General features: G+C 60.8%; 16 protein-coding genes and 1 pseudogene. 8 read left to right on the top strand and 9 right to left on the bottom strand.

The features are described 5' to 3' along the window. Positions 1 to 365: 365 nt before the first annotated feature. Positions 366 to 1,055 carry a VacJ family lipoprotein gene (locus D8U70_RS01425; protein ID WP_016775470.1) on the bottom strand — a complete coding sequence of 230 codons (690 nt, stop codon included), beginning with the start codon at positions 1,053 to 1,055 and terminating at the stop codon, positions 366 to 368. Between the two features lie 199 nt (positions 1,056 to 1,254). Here D8U70_RS01425 and D8U70_RS01420 point away from each other — a divergent pair, with 199 nt between their 5' ends. The 3 genes and pseudogenes from D8U70_RS01420 to D8U70_RS27890 form a co-directional block, all read left to right on the top strand. After that, positions 1,255 to 1,875 (top strand): phosphatase, encoded by a 621-nt coding sequence (locus D8U70_RS01420; RefSeq protein WP_071173046.1) that lies wholly within the window; start codon positions 1,255 to 1,257, stop codon positions 1,873 to 1,875. Positions 1,876 to 1,983: 108 nt separating this feature from the next. Further along, positions 1,984 to 2,247, top strand: a complete 264-nt coding sequence (locus tag D8U70_RS01415; RefSeq protein ID WP_016775472.1) for a DUF4404 family protein — start codon at positions 1,984 to 1,986, stop codon at positions 2,245 to 2,247. A gap of 56 nt (positions 2,248 to 2,303) precedes the next feature. Beyond that, a pseudogene (locus tag D8U70_RS27890) lies at positions 2,304 to 2,408 on the top strand (metal ABC transporter ATP-binding protein); the annotation flags it as partial. 26 nt (positions 2,409 to 2,434) lie between these two features. Here D8U70_RS27890 and queF read toward each other — a convergent pair. Then, a complete protein-coding gene (gene queF, locus D8U70_RS01405; RefSeq protein ID WP_130928154.1) occupies positions 2,435 to 3,265 on the bottom strand; it encodes an NADPH-dependent 7-cyano-7-deazaguanine reductase QueF in 831 nt (276 codons plus the stop codon). Between the two features lie 61 nt (positions 3,266 to 3,326). Next, positions 3,327 to 3,860, bottom strand: coding sequence for a cupredoxin family protein (locus tag D8U70_RS01400; RefSeq protein WP_130928153.1), 534 nt, complete (start codon positions 3,858 to 3,860; stop codon positions 3,327 to 3,329). A 166-nt stretch (positions 3,861 to 4,026) separates the two neighbouring features. Between D8U70_RS01400 and D8U70_RS01395 the strand changes: the two genes are divergently transcribed. Together D8U70_RS01395 and D8U70_RS01390 are read left to right on the top strand one after the other, a co-directional pair. After that, positions 4,027 to 4,707: a heavy metal response regulator transcription factor gene (locus D8U70_RS01395; RefSeq protein ID WP_071173049.1), complete on the top strand. Its 681-nt coding sequence runs from the start codon at positions 4,027 to 4,029 to the stop codon at positions 4,705 to 4,707. Next, the gene (locus D8U70_RS01390; protein WP_130928152.1) at positions 4,707 to 6,056 is read left to right on the top strand and encodes a heavy metal sensor histidine kinase; all 1,350 of its coding nucleotides are present in this window, start codon (positions 4,707 to 4,709) and stop codon (positions 6,054 to 6,056) included. The genes D8U70_RS01395 and D8U70_RS01390 overlap by 1 nt, the downstream gene beginning before the upstream one ends. A gap of 97 nt (positions 6,057 to 6,153) precedes the next feature. Here the strand turns inward: D8U70_RS01390 and D8U70_RS01385 are convergent, their stop codons facing one another. The 3 genes from D8U70_RS01385 to D8U70_RS01375 all read right to left on the bottom strand — a co-directional run bounded on the left by D8U70_RS01385 (position 6,154) and on the right by D8U70_RS01375 (position 9,403). After that, positions 6,154 to 7,398, bottom strand: a complete 1,245-nt coding sequence (locus D8U70_RS01385; protein ID WP_071173051.1) for a lipoprotein-releasing ABC transporter permease subunit — start codon at positions 7,396 to 7,398, stop codon at positions 6,154 to 6,156. Positions 7,399 to 7,461: 63 nt separating this feature from the next. Further along, positions 7,462 to 8,145: a lipoprotein-releasing ABC transporter ATP-binding protein LolD gene (gene lolD, locus D8U70_RS01380; protein ID WP_016775477.1), complete on the bottom strand. Its 684-nt coding sequence runs from the start codon at positions 8,143 to 8,145 to the stop codon at positions 7,462 to 7,464. Between the two features lie 7 nt (positions 8,146 to 8,152). Continuing rightward, complete coding sequence (locus D8U70_RS01375; RefSeq protein ID WP_024013629.1) at positions 8,153 to 9,403, bottom strand: lipoprotein-releasing ABC transporter permease subunit; 1,251 nt, start codon at positions 9,401 to 9,403, stop codon at positions 8,153 to 8,155. A gap of 94 nt (positions 9,404 to 9,497) precedes the next feature. Between D8U70_RS01375 and D8U70_RS01370 the strand changes: the two genes are divergently transcribed. Together D8U70_RS01370 and D8U70_RS01365 are read left to right on the top strand one after the other, a co-directional pair. Beyond that, positions 9,498 to 10,079, top strand: a complete 582-nt coding sequence (locus tag D8U70_RS01370; protein WP_016775478.1) for a PilZ domain-containing protein — start codon at positions 9,498 to 9,500, stop codon at positions 10,077 to 10,079. 14 nt (positions 10,080 to 10,093) lie between these two features. Further along, positions 10,094 to 10,816 carry a glycerophosphodiester phosphodiesterase family protein gene (locus D8U70_RS01365; protein WP_008087738.1) on the top strand — a complete coding sequence of 241 codons (723 nt, stop codon included), beginning with the start codon at positions 10,094 to 10,096 and terminating at the stop codon, positions 10,814 to 10,816. A gap of 42 nt (positions 10,817 to 10,858) precedes the next feature. Here D8U70_RS01365 and sthA read toward each other — a convergent pair whose 3' ends face one another. Further along, entirely contained in the window at positions 10,859 to 12,253 is a 1,395-nt protein-coding gene (gene sthA / locus D8U70_RS01360) for a Si-specific NAD(P)(+) transhydrogenase (RefSeq protein ID WP_016775479.1), read from the bottom strand. A 201-nt stretch (positions 12,254 to 12,454) separates the two neighbouring features. Next, positions 12,455 to 13,501 (bottom strand): FAD:protein FMN transferase, encoded by a 1,047-nt coding sequence (locus tag D8U70_RS01355; protein WP_130928151.1) that lies wholly within the window; start codon positions 13,499 to 13,501, stop codon positions 12,455 to 12,457. Between the two features lie 75 nt (positions 13,502 to 13,576). Between D8U70_RS01355 and D8U70_RS01350 the strand changes: the two genes are divergently transcribed. Further along, on the top strand, positions 13,577 to 14,878 hold the full coding sequence (locus tag D8U70_RS01350; protein WP_130928150.1) for an MFS transporter: 1,302 nt from the start codon (positions 13,577 to 13,579) through the stop codon (positions 14,876 to 14,878). A 105-nt stretch (positions 14,879 to 14,983) separates the two neighbouring features. On the opposite strand, the gene D8U70_RS01345 is transcribed toward D8U70_RS01350, so the two are convergent. Beyond that, positions 14,984 to 16,005 (bottom strand): glyceraldehyde-3-phosphate dehydrogenase (locus D8U70_RS01345; protein WP_130887723.1); only part of this gene is annotated, 1,022 nt, incomplete at its 5' end.

Here is a 16,005-nt window from a genome sequence, read left to right as displayed (position 1 = left end):
CGTGGCACTGGTTTTTGGCATGTGGGCAAACGGCGCCAGAATTAGGTTGGCGTAGTGAGCGGGGCATCGGCCCTGCGCAGACTACTGGATTCGCTTTCTAGCCTCTCTGTTGCAGCGCTTTCAAGCATTCGCCTGGCGCGCGGTTTTAAACAGAGGTGCCCTTCTAAGGCGCAGACGGTACTCCCATCCGCAGAGCGTTTCAAGCATGCGCCGATTGTCGCTTGACGACTTTGTTTGTCAAATCACCGGGAGTTATAAGAACCGCTCCAACGGTAACCCGATGGAAGGTAGTGGCAGTCGCCGGTGACGCTCTGGCGCGGACAAAAAAGGCGACCCGAGGGTCGCCTTTCTGTCGCCGGTCGAAATCAGAAATCGTCTTCGACCTGACCGTCCTTCACCTTGAACTCGCGGTTTTGCAGGTAAGCATTGCGGATGAAGGTGTATTTGTCGCCGCTGATCAGCTTCTCGCTCGACAGCAGGCTGGCGCGGGTATCGACGATGTTCAGGCCGAAGATCGAATTACGCGTCGGCACGTGGTCGATGTAGCGGTACGCGCCGGTGAAGCTGTCGACGTATTTCGAAGGTGCGTCACGCAGGGTGCTCGGCCCCATCAGCGGCAACATCACGTACGGGCCGCTGCCCACGCCCCAGTAACCGAGGGTCTGACCGAAGTCTTCGTCGCTGCGGTTCAAGCCCATCTTGGTGCCGACGTCGAAGAAGCCGAGCAGACCGAAGGTGGTGTTGAAAATCAGTCGGGCGGTATCAACGCCCGCTGCAGCCGGTTTGGCCTGGAGGATGTTGTTCGCCAGGTTGGTCACATCACCGACGTTGCGGAACATATTGTGAATGCCGTCTTCAACGAACTGCGGGGTGATGAACTCATAACCCTGCGCCAGTGGCTTCAGCGCGTATGTGTCAACGAAGTCGTTGAACTGGAAAATCGGCCGGTTGACGCTTTCCCAAGGGTCTTCTTCGGTGGCCGCCTGGGTGGCGAACGGCGCCAGCAACAGGCTGGCACATACACTTAGCTGAGTGAGCGAAGGGCTCCAGCGCATAGAAAAACTCCTTGGATTTGATACTGGCGCGGACCTCTCGGCCCAGGCATTAAGGCCGCTAGTATAAGCGTAAACGGCGATTTGGGCAGTGCGCCGCTGCAAGGATATGCAGGAAGTTTCCTACACAGGCTTTCACCCGCCTGTCATGCAACTGTCACCCCAGCGCCCTAGTCTTGAGCGTTATTTCAGGGACGTTGCCATGACTCACGCCGAAACCTTGCCCGTCGCCGCGCCCGGCCTGACTGCCGTGCTGTTCGGCCTGAGCGGTTGCCTGGTGGATTTCGGTGCCCGCGCCGCGCAAGAGTTCAACGCCCAGCCGGAACATGCCAAAACTACACCCGGCGCACTCGATAGCCTGAAAAGTTTGCAGCGCCAGGGAATTCCCTGCGCGTGGCTCGACGAATTGCCCCCTGCCCTCGCTCAGCCACTGGCCTCCTCGCTGCCAGACTGGATCAAACCGACGCAACATTCAGCAACAATGAATCCGTGGCCCGCCCCCAACGCCTGCTGGCAAGCGTTGATGGATCTGAACATCGACCGCCTCGACGGCTGCGTGCTGGTCAGTGGTGAGCCGCGCCTGTTACAGGCCGGTCTGAATGCCGGGTTATGGACGATTGGCCTGGCGTCCTGTGGCTCGCTATGCGGCCTGAGCCCGAGCGAGTGGCAGGCTTTGTCACAAAAGGAACGCGAAAAGTTGCGCGGCAAGGCCACCGTGCAGTTGTTCGGCCTGGGCGTGCATTCGGTAATCGATCATCTCGGCGAACTGGACGCCTGCCTCGCCGACATCAGCCTGCGCCGCGCCAAAGGCGAAAAGCCCTGATCGGCGTCATGCAGGTTTACCGAGAGTGGATTAATCTAAAGGTCAGCCATAGACCTTTGGCGCGTGGCTGCGGTCAATGCCAGTGCCTATTGATAAAAGGAAACCACCATGCCCGCCCAAGAACTGCAAAAACAGCTCGATACCCTGCGCGAGCAGCTGGAACACAATCCACCGCTGTCGGAAGCCGAGCGTGAGGATCTGCATGCGCTGATGGCGCAGATCGAATCGGAAATCCAGCTGGAAACTGCCACCCAGGACGCGAGCATCGCCGACGGCGTGAACCTGGCGGTCGAGCGCTTCGAAGTCGAACACCCGGCGATCGCCGGCACCCTGCGCAATATCATGAATACGCTGGGCAGCATGGGCATCTGACGCCCCGCCGCACAAAAAAGCCCTGCCAGCGATGGCAGGGCTTTTTCATTTGCAAAATGTGCATGCAAGCCCTTGTGGGAGCGAGCCTGCTCGCGAAGGCGTCGTGTCAGTCGACATCATCGTTGAATGACACACCGCATTCGCGAGCAGGCTCGCTCCCACATTGGATATCGCACACTCAGGATCTTTATTGACGTACGAGCCGATGATTCGGCAGCTGTACGCTTTCGGTACTGCGATACGGATTGATATCCAGCCCACCCCGGCGAACGTAACGTGCAAACACAGTGAGCTTTTCAGGTTTCAACAACCGCTGCAGATCGAGGAAAATCCGCTCCACGCATTGTTCGTGGAAGTCCGAATGCTGGCGGAAGCTGACGATGTACTCCAGCAGGCTGGCGTGATCCAGCGCCGCGCCGCGATATTCCACCACGACGCTGCCCCAGTCCGGCTGGCTGGTCACCGGGCAGTTGGATTTGAGCAGGTGGCTGTGCACGCTCTCTTCAACGATCCGCGAATCATCGCAACGCAGCAGCTCCGGACGCGGGTGCTCATAATTGCTCACGCTGATATCCAGATCGTCGATGCACACGCCCGGCAACGCCACCACGCCTTCGGCTTCGACGTCCTTCAGACCGCGCACCCGCACGCCCACCGGTTTGCCGGCAGCGGCGGACAGATCCTTGACCAGCGTCGCTTGCAATGTGGCGACGTCGGCGAACGGCGTCTGGTTCAGCGAGTTGAGGTAAAGCTTGAACGACTTCGATTCGATGATGTTCGGCGAGTCCGCCGGGATGCTGAATTCAGCAATCGCCACCACCGGTTTGCCCGAGGGCAGCAGCCACGACAGCTCGAAGCAGTTCCAGAAATCCACGCCTTTATACGGCAGGGTTTCGGCGGTCAGGCCCAGCTCGGCCCATTTCGCGGTGCGCGGAATCGGGAACAACAGGGACGGCGTGTAGGTGGCGATGTATTCGCTGGATTTGCCCAGCGGCGAATGTTCGGCTGCGGGATGCATGGCGGAAACCTGACTGAAGAATCAGCGGATTCTACCAGCCTTTGCCCGCGCCTTTGAGTGCTTACTGACTGACTGTCAGTTTGCCGACCATGCCCGCCTGATAATGCCCGGGGATATTGCAGGCAAACTCGAGCGCCGTGGCCTTGCTGAAGGTCCAGGTCAACTCGGCGGTTTTGCCCGGCTCGACCAGCACGCTGTTGAGGTCGTCATGCTGCATGCCATGCCCCATCGCCGCGTGATCCATGCCTGCCATGTCGTGGGACATTTCTTTCATGCCGGTAGGCGTAAGCATGCCGCTTTGCTGCATCTGCAACATTTCCTGCTGGTGACTGGCATGCATCGCCGCATCACCGAGGTTGAATTCGTGCAGTAACTGGCCTTTATTCACCAGCACAAAGCGAATGGTCTCACCGGCCTTGACCTGTATGGCTTTCGGGTCGAAGTTCATGTCGCCCATGACGATTTCGATACTGCGCGTGGCCTGGCTCGCCGCTGCCGGCTGGCCGAAGGCGAAGGTGTGCACCGGTGTCGCCCAGGCTGGCGTACTCAATGCCAGCAGACAGGCGGCTATTTTCAGGGAGGTGCGCAAAAACATGGTCGTACTCCAACAAGAGAAGGTTCAGCCTGTGGGAAACTCTAACCACCCAGGGCTGGCATCGACCTGACAGGCAGATTACAACTTTGTCAGCTTGGCGCTCATCGCCGGATCTCACGGTATAACGCCCTCGCCCTTCTAAATACCAACCCCGCCCGAGTCGCCCATGAAACTGTTGATCGTCGAAGACCAAGCGAAAACCGGCCAGTACCTGCGTCAGGGCCTGACCGAGGCCGGATTCAATACCGAACTGGTGGCCGACGGAATCAGCGGCCAGCAATTGGCCTTGAGCGGCGACTACGCGCTGTTGATCCTCGATGTAATGCTGCCCGGGCGCAGTGGCTGGCAGATTCTCCAAGCGGTGCGCAGCGCCGGCCTCGACACGCCGGTACTGTTTCTCACCGCCAAAGACGCGGTGGAAGACAGGGTTCACGGCCTCGAACTGGGCGCCGACGATTATCTGGTCAAGCCATTCGCCTTCTCCGAATTGCTCGCGCGGGTGCGCAGCCTGTTGCGGCGCGGTAGCGCGATCGCCCAGGAAACCAGCTTGCAACTGGCCGATCTGCGCCTGGATCTGATCCGCCGCCGGGTCGAACGCAGCGGCCAGCGCATCGACCTGACCGCCAAGGAATTCGCCCTGCTGGAAATGCTCCTGCGCCGTCAGGGCGAAGTCCTGCCCAAATCGCTGATCGCCTCGCAGGTTTGGGACATGAATTTCGACAGCGACACCAACGTCATCGAAGTGGCGATCCGCCGCTTGCGCCTGAAGATCGACGATGACTTCCCCAACAAGTTGATCCACACCGTGCGCGGCATGGGTTACGTGCTCGAAGAGCGTTCGCTGTGATGCGTCGTTGGTCCTTGAGCACGCGCCTGGCACTGTTGTTTGCCGCCTGCACTGCGGTGGTCTCGCTGTTCGCCGGGGTGCTGTTCGACCGCGCCAGCGAGGCGCACTTCATCGAACTCGATCAGCAACAACTGGAGACGAAACTGATCGGCCTGCGCCGCGCCTTGCAGGATCTCCAACCTGCCCAGCGCGAGGCGCGGCTGGCCGATGAACTCAGCCGGCAGGCGGATCTGTCGTTGCGCATCACCACTGGCGACGGGCAGCACTGGTACGACAGCTCGGTGCAGATTCCGAAGAATCTGCCCCTGCAAACCGGCCTGTCGACCATCAGCCATGACGGCACCGATTACCGCGTGCTGCGCGCCCCGCTCTACCCGGACGCAGCGGATTCGCCACAACTGACGCTGCTGCTGGACATCACCCATCACCAGCATTTTCTTACGCGCATGCAGCATCTGATCTGGCTGACCGTCGGCCTGTCGGCGCTGGCCACTGCCGTGCTCGGGGCCTGGGCCGCGCGCAGCGGTCTGCGCCCGTTGCGGCGGATGAGCGCAGTGGCACGTGGGATTTCTGCGCAATCGCTGAATGCCCGACTGCCTGAGGAGAAGATGCCGCCAGAGCTTGCGGAAATGGCCTACAGCTTCAACGCCATGCTCGAACGCCTCGACGACTCGTTTCAGCGCCTCTCGGCGTTCTCCGCCGACATTGCCCATGAGCTGCGCACACCGTTGTCGAATCTGCTGACCCACACCCAGGTCACCCTCACCCGCCCACGGGCACTGGAGGAATACCGCGAAGCGCTGCACAGCAACCTCGAAGAACTGCAATGGATGGCGCAACTGGTCAACGACATGCTCTATCTGGCCAAGGCTGACCACGGCTTGCTGATGCCCAAGCGCGAACCGCTGGAACTGGCGGATGAAGCTGACATGCTGCTGGAGTTTTTTGCGCCATTGGCGGAAGACGCCGGCGTGAGTTTGAGCCGTGAAGGTGAGGCGCAAATCGAAGGTGATCGCGGCATGTTGCGCCGGGCCTTGTCAAACCTGCTGGATAACGCACTGCGGTTTACCCCGGCCGAGGGCCACGTTCGCTTGAGCATCGTCGACGAGGGGGAGATCGTGCGCGTCTGCGTCGAAAACAGTGGCGAGGGGGTTTCAGCGCAATTACTGCCACGTCTGTTTGACCGCTTCTATCGAGCGGATCCGGCGCGGCAGGAAGGCAGCAGTGAGCATGCGGGGTTGGGTCTGGCGATCACCCAGTCGATCGTGCGTGCCCATGGCGGGACGATTCATTGCGAATCGGAGGTGGGGTTTACGCGGTTTGTGATCCAGTTACCGAAGCAGAACTGAGGCCAGCAGGTCCGGCCCCTTCGCGAGCAGGCTCGCTCCCACAGGGAAATGCATTCCAACCGTGGGAGCGAGCCTGCTCGCGAAGGCGGTCTTAAGGTTACGAGTATCTCAGCGCATGCGCCGGCTCGATCTTCGCCGCCCGCCACGCTGGATACACCGTGGCCAGGAAGCTCAGAATGAACCCCGCCGAGCAGATCAACAGCACATCGCCGCCCTGCAGCTCCGAAGGCAGGTTGCTGACGAAATACACGTCCGAACTGAAGATGTGCTGGCCGGTCACGCGCTCGACCCAGCCGACCAATTCACTGACATTGAGCGCCGCAATCACGCCCAGCACGCCGCCAATGATGGTGCCGACAATGCCGATCACCGTGCCCTGCACCATGAAGATCGCCATGATCTGCCGGGGCGTGGCGCCGATGGTGCGCAGGATCGCGATGTCGGCGCCCTTGTCGTTCACCACCATGATCAGCGTCGCAATGATGTTGAACGCCGCCACCGCGACGATCATCAGCAACAGCAGGCCGATCATGGTTTTTTCCATCTTCATCGCGCTGAACAGGCTGCCCTGGGTGTGAGTCCAGTCGTCTGCCTTGAAGTCAGCGCCGAGGCCACTGGCAATGTCCGCAGACACCTTCGGCGCGGCGTACAGATCCTTGACCGCCAGCCGCACGCTCTGCACCTGATTCGGTTGCCAGTGCTGCATGGTCGCGGCATCGGCGACATGAATCAGGCCCATCGAACCGTCCAGCTCGGCGCCGACCTTGAACACGCCCACCACATTCAGGCGCTGCATGCGCGGGGTGATACCGCCCGGCGCGGTGCTGACTTCCGGGACGATCAGAGTGATCTTGTCGCCGACATTGAGGCGGAAACGCCGCGCGGTGATTTCACCGATCACCACACCGAATTCGCCCGGCTTCAAGGCATCGAGACGCCCCTGGACGATGTGCTGGGCAACGATCGACACCTTGCCTTCCTGGGCCGGATCAACGCCGCTGATCTGAATCGGCTGCATCGAACCCTTGTAGGACAGCATGCCTTCCATTTCGGTGAACGGCACGGCGGCCGTCACTTCGGGATTTTTCATCGCGGCGGCGGCCACCGGCTGCCAGTCATCGATCGGCTTGACGCCAACGATAGTGGCATGGGGCACCATGCCGAGGATGCGCGAGCTCATTTCGCGCTGAAAGCCGTTCATCACCGACAGCACCACGATCATCGCCAGCACGCCGAGGGCGAGGCCGATCATCGAGGTCATCGAAATGAACGAAACAAAGCGATTGCGGCGCTTGGCGCGGGTATAGCGCGTGCCGATAAAGATCGATAACGGTCTGAACATTCGCTGGGGCACCGTATAGAAATAAAAGACCCGGCGCCGTTACGGGCGCCGGGTTTCAGCCAGTCAGATGGGAGTGAGGCAGCCTTCCTGCAGCTGCAGAACGCGATCCATCTGGCGAGCCAGGTTCATGTCGTGCGTCACCACCAGGAACGCCGTGCGCATCGAAGTGCTCAGCTCCAGCATCAGATCCTGAATGCCTTCGGCGGTGTGCAGGTCAAGGTTGCCGGTTGGCTCATCGAGCATCACCAGCCCCGGGTTGTTCACCAGGGCACGGGCGATGGCCACGCGCTGACGCTCGCCGCCGGACAGTTCCGCCGGTTTGTGTTCCAGACGATGGCCCAGACCGACGCGCTCCAGCAATGCCGTGGCACGCTGACGCGCCTCCGGGATGGCGGTCTTGCCGATCAACAGCGGCATGCAGACGTTTTCCAGCGCGGTGAATTCCGGCAGCAAATGGTGAAACTGATAAACGAAACCAAGCGCGCGATTGCGCAGCAGGCCACGCTTTTTCTCGCTTAATGCCGACAGTTCTTCACCGTCGAGCCAGACGCTGCCCTTGCTTGGCGTATCGAGACCGCCGAGCAGGTTGAGCAAAGTACTCTTGCCGGAACCGGATTTACCCACGATCGCCACACGTTCGCCCGGGTGCAACTCCAGTTGCAGGCCGGCCAGCACTTGTACCGACTCCGGACCCTCCTCGTAGGATTTGCCCAGGTTACGGCAGCTCAGAATTGCTTGTTCACTCATGCCCGACTCACTCATAACGTAACGCCTCCGCCGGCTGGGTGCGCGCGGCACGCCAGGCGGGATACAGGGTGGCGAGGAAACTCAGGACCAACGCAGCGGCGCAGACCATGACGACGTCCTGGCTCTGGACCTGCGAAGGAAGATAATCAATGAAATACACGTCAGCATTAAGGAACTTGTGGCCGATCAGCCCTTCAAGCGCCGAAATGGCCGCACTGACATTCAGTGCCGCGAGGATCCCGACCACCGCGCCAATCGCCGTGCCGACCACGCCGATCACTGTGCCTTGAACCATGAACGTGCGCATGATCGTGCCCGGAGTGGCGCCAAGGGTGCGCAGAATGGCGATGTCGCCCTTCTTGTCGTTCACCACCATCACCAGCGTGGAAATGATGTTGAACGCGGCGACGGCGACGATCAGCAGCAACAGCAGCCCGATCATGGCTTTTTCCATGCGGATCGCCTGATACAGGTTGCCGTGGGTGCGCGTCCAGTCGCGGGCGTAGTAACGATCTTCGCCGAGCTGCTGGGCAATGTTCCACGCCTCGCGCGGGGCCTGGAACAGGTCGTCGAACTTCAGACGCAGGCCCTGCACCTGATCGGCTTTCCAGCGATGCATTTTCGCCAGATCCTGCAGATTGGTCACGCCGAGGTAGCCGTCGAGCTCACCGGCGCCGACATGGAAAATCCCGACCACGGTGAAGCGCTTCATGCGCGGGAACATGCCGGCCGGGGTCACGCTGACCTCGGGCGCAACGAAAGTGACCTTGTCGCCAATGCCGACGCCGAGCTTGGTGGCGGCCTTGTCGCCGATGACGATGCCGAAGCTGCCGGGCGTCAGGTCGTCGAGTTTGCCCTGCTTCATGAAGTTGTCGATGATCGACACATTGCGCTCCAGCGCAGGATCAATGGCGTTGAGCAACACCTTGGAAACCTGACCGTTGTTGGTCAGCAGGCCCTGCATCTGGGTGAACGGCGCCACCGCCGTCACCTGCCGGTTCTGCTTGACCTTGTCGGCCAGGCTTTGCCAGTCATTGATCGGCTCGCCGGTCTCGAGAGTAGCGTGGGGCACCATGCCCAGCACGCGGGTGCGCATCTCATGATCGAAGCCGTTCATCACCGACAGCACGACGATCATCACGACCACGCCAAGGGCGAGCCCGATCATCGAAGTCAGGGAAATGAATGACACAAAATGATTGCGACGCTTTGCACGGGTATAACGCGTGCCGATAAATACGAAGAGAGGTCTGAACATGTCGGGGCTTGTTCGGAGGGAAAAGGAACGTCCTTGTGGCGGGGGTCGAAAACCAGCTTTACACTCAGACCACCGCCGCTACCATGGGTTCGCCATGTCGACATTAGATGAAGAAGATCGCCGCGAATACTACCGTATCGAGGACACGATCGCACTGGAAATTCGGCCCCTGTCCGCTCCCGAAGCCGCAGGCCAGGAAGTGTTGCAGGATGCTTCCCCACTCTTCAACCTGCTCAGCGAACTGCACCTGAGCGAATTCGAGTCGCAGCACCTGTTGCGGCAGATCAGCGAGCGCGACCGCGCCATCGCCGCGTTTCTCAAATCGCAGAACAAACGCATCGACCTGCTCAGCCAGGTGATCGCCCTGACCGTGCTCGGCCACATCGGCGAGCCGCAGCCGGTGATCATCTCCGAGGGCGGGATCGACTTTCAGTACCCGACCCCGATTGCCACCGGCGCACACCTGTCGGTGAAACTGGTACTGATGCCGCAGGCGCTTGGCCTGCTGCTGCGTGCCCGGGTCACCCATTGCGATCCCAAGGGCGATGGCTATGACGTCGGCACCGAGTTCGAGCGTCCGACCGATGCCCAGCGCCAATTGCTCGCGCGCTACATCTTGCAAAAGCAGGCTCAGGAACGCCGTCTGGCCCGCGAACAGAACGAATCTGGCATTTAACTTAAGGAAGCACCGTGACCCTCATCTACGGCCACCGCGGCGCCAAGGGCGAAGCACCGGAAAACACCCTGAGCAGCTTTCAGGAATGCCTCAAGCACGGCGTGCGTCGCTGCGAACTGGATCTGCACCTGTCCAAGGACGGCGAGCTGATGGTCATCCATGACCCGACGCTCAAGCGCACCACCGACCGTCGCGGCAAAGTCGTCGAGCACACCGCCGCCGAACTGGTGACCTACGACGCACGCAAGGGCGGCCCGGGCTGGATCAAGCCGTGCCCGATTCCAACGCTGGAAGAGTTGTTCGAGCAATGTGATTTCGAGCACTGGCAGCTGGAAGTCAAAAGCGCATCACGCACCCGCGCGGCGACTACCGTGCTGGCGATTCGGGAAATGGCTCAGCGCCACGGCCTGCTCGACAAGGTGACGATCACTTCGAGTTCGCGGGAAGTCTTGAAGGCAGCGCTGGATCTGGTACCCGACGTATCCCGTGGCCTGGTGGCCGAATACGCCTGGCTCGATCCGCTGAAAGTCGCGGCGAGCTACGGCTGCGAGATTCTCGCATTGAACTGGACGCTGTGTACGCCGGAACGCCTGCAGAAGGCGCAGCGTCAGGGCCTGCATGTGTCGGTGTGGACCGTCAACGAGCCTGCACTGATGCGCAGACTCGCCGACTTCGGCGTTGACAGCCTGATTACAGACTTTCCCGGTTTGGCCACTGCCACCCTTGAGAATTGCTGAAATCGGTCTCCCCGGCCGGCTCAGGCCACCGGCCGGAGCCCGTCAAAAAAGCCGGTTGAGGCCGTCGTACGCCGCTACCCGATAGGCTTCGGCCATGGTCGGGTAGTTGAACGTGGTGTTGACGAAATACTTCAGGGTGTTCAGCTCGCCCGGCTGGTTCATGATCGCCTGACCGATGTGAACGATCTCCGACGCCTGATAACCGAAGCAGTGCACGCCGAGCACTTCCAGCGTTTCGCGGTGGAAGAGGATCTTGAGCATGCCTTGCGGCTCACCGGCAATCTGCGCCCGCGCCATGCTCTTGAAGAAGGCCTTGCCGACTTCGTACGGCACTTTCGCCTGGGTCAGCTCCTGCTCGTTCTTGCCGATCGAGCTGATCTCCGGAATGGTGTAGATGCCGGTCGGCACGTCATTGACGAAGCGCCAGCTGCCATTGTCGACGATGCTGCCAGCAGCCGAACGGCCCTGGTCGTGGGCGGCACTGGCCAGGCTTGGCCAGCCGATCACGTCACCGGCGCCGTAGATGTTTTCCACGCAGGTGCGGTAGTTCTGGTCAACTTCGATCTGGCCACGGCTGTTGACCTTGACCCCGATGTTTTCCAGACCCAGCGTGTCGGTGTTGCCGGTACGGCCGTTGCACCAGAGCAAGGCGTCGGCCTTGATCTTCTTGCCGGATTTCAGGTGCAGGATCACGCCGTTGTCCACGCCTTCGACGCGGTCGTACTCTTCGTTGTGGCGCACGGTGATGTTGTTGTTGCTGAAGTGGTAGCTCAACGCCTGGGAAATTTCCGAGTCGAGGAAGCTCAGCAACTGGCCACGGTTGTCGACCAGCTCGACCAGCACACCCAGACCACTGAAGATCGATGCGTATTCGCAACCGATCACACCAGCGCCGTAAACGATCAGTTTGCGCGGGGTGTGACCGAGGCTGAGGATGGTGTCGCTATCGTAGATACGCGGGTGGTGGAAATCGATGTCCGCCGGGCGATACGGACGCGAACCGGTGGCGATGATGATGTGCTTGGCCACCAGCTTCTCGACCACGCCGTTGCCGCAGACCACTTCGATGGTTTGCTCGTCGGCGAAGCTGCCGGTGCCGAAGAACACGTCGACGCGGTTACGGGCGTAGTAGCCGGTGCGCGATGCGACTTGTTTGGAAATGACTTTTTCGGCGCTTTTCAACACGTCCGGGAAGGAAAACCAGCGTGGCTCGCCGATCGCGCGGAACATCGGGTTGGTGTTGAACTGCATGATCTGCCGCACCGAGTGACGCAGTGCCTTGGACGGGATGGTGCCGAGGTGGGTGCAGTTGCCGCCGACCTGGCGACGGCTGTCGACCATCGCGACCTTGCGCCCCGCTTTGGCGGCGTTCATTGCCGCGCCTTCTCCCGCCGGGCCGGAACCCAGTACCACCACGTCGTAGTTGTAGACAGCCATGCGTACTCCTCAGAACAGGCCGCGGTGCCAGCAGCACCGGCGGCTAAATCACGCCGAACGGCGGCGCGAAGGAACAATTGGGGGCCAGTGAAGAACCCGGACACAGTCTATAGAAGCGTCAACGCCGCGCACATTAACCCTTGGTCGCGTCGTAGGCTACTTTTGCCTGCACTACAACGCCAGCTTTCGTCTTGTCTTCGGTCAGTTTTTTTCGCCGACAAGCTGCGTAAATGCCTGACTGCTGCGGGTGACGAAACCTGTATCGGCACGCAGGACAAAGAATGCAGCAATGTCATGCTTTTGGGCATAGTCCCGCGCCCTTTCCGGCCCGAGAATCAGCAACAGCGTCGATAGTCCATCGGCCATCAGCGCTGAAGGATGAATCACCGTGACTGACGCCAGGTCGTGTAGGACCGGTCGCCCGCTGCGTGCATCGAAGGTGTGGGAATAACGCCGACCGTCCTGCAGAAAATAGAGGCGGTAGTCACCGGAGGTGGACACGCCGTAGCCATCGACATCGATAATCCGCTCGGCCACTTGCTGGTCATCGCGAGGCTCTTCGAGAGCGATGCGCCACGCTGAACCATCCGGCTTCTTGCCCCGGGCTTTGAGTTCGCCCGTGGCTTCAACCAGGTAATTGTCGATGCCCATGCCCTGCAATCTGGCGGCGATGGCATCCACGGCGTAACCGGCGGCAATACTGTTGAAGTCGACTTCGACGGCGGCGTCCTTGCACAACTGCTCGCCGTCGATGCGCAGATGCTGATGACCGACTCGCTGCATGACCTCGGCCAGCGCGGCCGCATCAGGGATCTTTTCTTCGCGTCCTTGCGGGCCGAATCCCCAGAGGTCCAGCAGCGGCTCTACGGTCAGGTCGTAGGAGCCTTCACTTTGTATTGAAAGCTGTTCGCCGATGCGGACCAATTCGAGCACCGCTGCCGGCATGGCTTGGCAGCTATCGGCGGGCAAGGCGTTGAAACGTTCGATGGCGGAGTCACTTCGGTAAGTCGACAGCTGTTGATCGACTTCACCGAGGACGGCCTGCACTTCGCCGCGCACGCGCGCAGGATCGGCGCCCCCGGCGTGGCGCACGTACTTGACCGACCAGGTGCTGCCCATGGTCGAGCCACCGACCTGTTCCAGGGAATCGCCGGTGCCGCAGCCGACCGAAGCCGCCGCCAAGACCACAAGCCCCCACCAGCGTCCAGTTAACAATTCTTCATCTCCCCGCAAAACCACGGCGGCCATTATGAACTACAAGCGCCCGCTCGCTTCCCCATGGCTGCAACGCCTTTATACAAAATTGAACAGTGAGTACCTCCCATGTCCTCCACCACGGGCAAAGGCAAAGCGATCTTTCGCGTTGTCAGCGGCAACTTCCTCGAAATGTTCGACTTCATGGTCTACGGCTTCTATGCCACGGCCATCGCCAAAACCTTCTTCCCCACCGACAGCGCCTTCGCTTCGCTGATGCTGTCGCTGGCGACCTTCGGTGCCGGCTTCCTGATGCGCCCGCTGGGGGCGATTTTCCTCGGTGCCTATATCGACCGTCACGGACGGCGCAAAGGACTGATCATCACTTTGGCGATGATGGCCGCCGGTACAGTGCTGATTGCCTGCGTACCCGGCTACGCGACGCTCGGTGTCGCCGCGCCGCTGCTGGTGTTGTTCGGCCGTTTGCTGCAAGGCTTCTCGGCGGGCGTGGAACTGGGCGGCGTGTCGGTGTATCTGGCGGAAATTTCTACGCCGGGGCGTAAAGGCTTTTTCGTCAGTTGGCAGTCGGCCAGCCAACAGGCAGCCGTGGTGTTCGCCGGTCTGCTCGGCGTTGGCCTCAACCACTGGCTGAGTTCGGAGCAGATGGGCGAATGGGGCTGGCGCGTGCCGTTTCTGATTGGCTGCATGATCGTGCCGGTGATTTTCTTCATCCGTCGCTCGCTGGAAGAAACTCCGGAATTCCAAGCGCGAACCCACCGCCCTACCCTCGGCGAGATCGTCCGCTCGATCGGCCAGAACTTCGGCGTCGTCATTGCCGGCATGGCGCTGGTGGTGATGACCACGGTTTCGTTCTACCTGATCACTGCGTACACGCCGACGTTTGGCAAGGCCGAGCTGCACCTGTCTGATCTCGATGCGCTGTTGGTGACGGTGTGCATCGGCTTGTCGAACTTCTTCTGGCTACCGGTGATGGGCGCGGTATCCGACAAGATCGGCCGTAAACCCTTACTGCTGGCGGCGACGATTCTGGCGATCCTCACTGCGTATCCGGCATTGTCATGGCTAGTGGCGAACCCGAGCTTCAGCCATTTGCTGATTGTCGAACTATGGCTGTCCTTCCTCTATGGCTCGTACAACGGCGCGATGGTGGTGGCGCTGACCGAGATCATGCCGGTGGAAGTGCGCACGACCGGTTTCTCGCTGGCCTACAGCCTGGCGACGGCGACGTTCGGCGGCTTTACCCCGGCGGCGTGTACCTACCTGATCCACGTGCTGGACAACAAGGCAGCACCGGGCATCTGGCTCAGCGGCGCGGCGGTGTTGGGGTTGATTGCGACGTTGGTATTGTTCCGTGGCAACCGGCATGAGTTGCGCACGGCGCAGGCTGCTGTGGTTGGCGGCGCCAGTTAGATCGCACCCGCCAGCGCGATCGTTCCCAAGCAGAGCGGGAACGATCACTCCACAAACAAAAACGCCCCGACAAAATGCCGGGGCGTTTTCATTCAAGCCTGAGGCTTAGCGCGGGAACGCTGGCGGATTCACATCAGCCATGTCTTCCATTACGCGAACCACCTGGCAGCTGTAGCCGAACTCGTTGTCGTACCAGACGTACAGAACGACGCGGTTGTCCTGCACGATGGTCGCTTCAGCATCGACCACACCGGCGTGACGCGAGCCGACGAAGTCGGTCGACACCACTTCCTGCGAATTGACGAAGTCGATCTGCTTGTGCAGCTCGGAGTGCAGCGCCATGTAGCGCAGGTACTCGTTCATCTCTTCGCGGGTGGCGGCTTTCTCAAGGTTGAGGTTGAGAATGGCCATCGACACGTTTGGCGTCGGCACACGGATCGCGTTACCGGTCAGCTTGCCGGCCAGCTCAGGCAGAGCCTTGGCAGCAGCGGTAGCGGCACCGGTCTCGGTGATCACCATGTTCAGCGCGGCGCTGCGGCCACGGCGATCGCCCTTGTGGAAGTTGTCGATCAGGTTCTGGTCGTTGGTGTACGAGTGAACGGTTTCGACGTGACCGTTGATGATGCCGAACTTGTCGTTGACCGCTTTGAGCACCGGCACGATGGCGTTGGTGGTGCAGGAAGCAGCCGAGACGATCTTGTCGTCAGCGGTGATTTCACCGTGGTTGATGCCGTGAACGATGTTCTTCAGCTTGCCCTTGCCAGGCGCGGTCAGAACAACGCGGTCGATACCCGGGCAGGCCAGGTGCTGGCCCAGGCCATCGGCGTCACGCCAGACACCGGTGTTGTCCACCAGCAGCGCGTCTTTGATGCCGTACTGGGTGTAATCCACCTCGGTCGGGTTCTTCGCGTAGATCACCTGGATCAGGTTACCGTTGGCGGTGATGGTGTTGTTTTCTTCATCGATGGTAATGGTGCCGTTGAACGAACCGTGTACCGAATCGCGACGCAGCAGGCTGGCGCGTTTGGTCAGGTCGTTCTCGGCGCCTTTGCGCACGACGATGGCGCGCAGACGCAGGCCGTCGCCACCACCGGTTTTCTCGATCAGGATGCGCGCCAGCAGACGGC

Origin of the sequence: Pseudomonas sp. Sample_20 (genome assembly GCF_004307585.1) — a bacterium.
Classification (GTDB): Bacteria; Pseudomonadota; Gammaproteobacteria; order Pseudomonadales; family Pseudomonadaceae; genus Aquipseudomonas; species Aquipseudomonas atacamensis.
The sequence above is the reverse complement of the archived record's forward strand: the minus strand, read 5'-3'. Positions and strand labels throughout refer to the sequence as shown.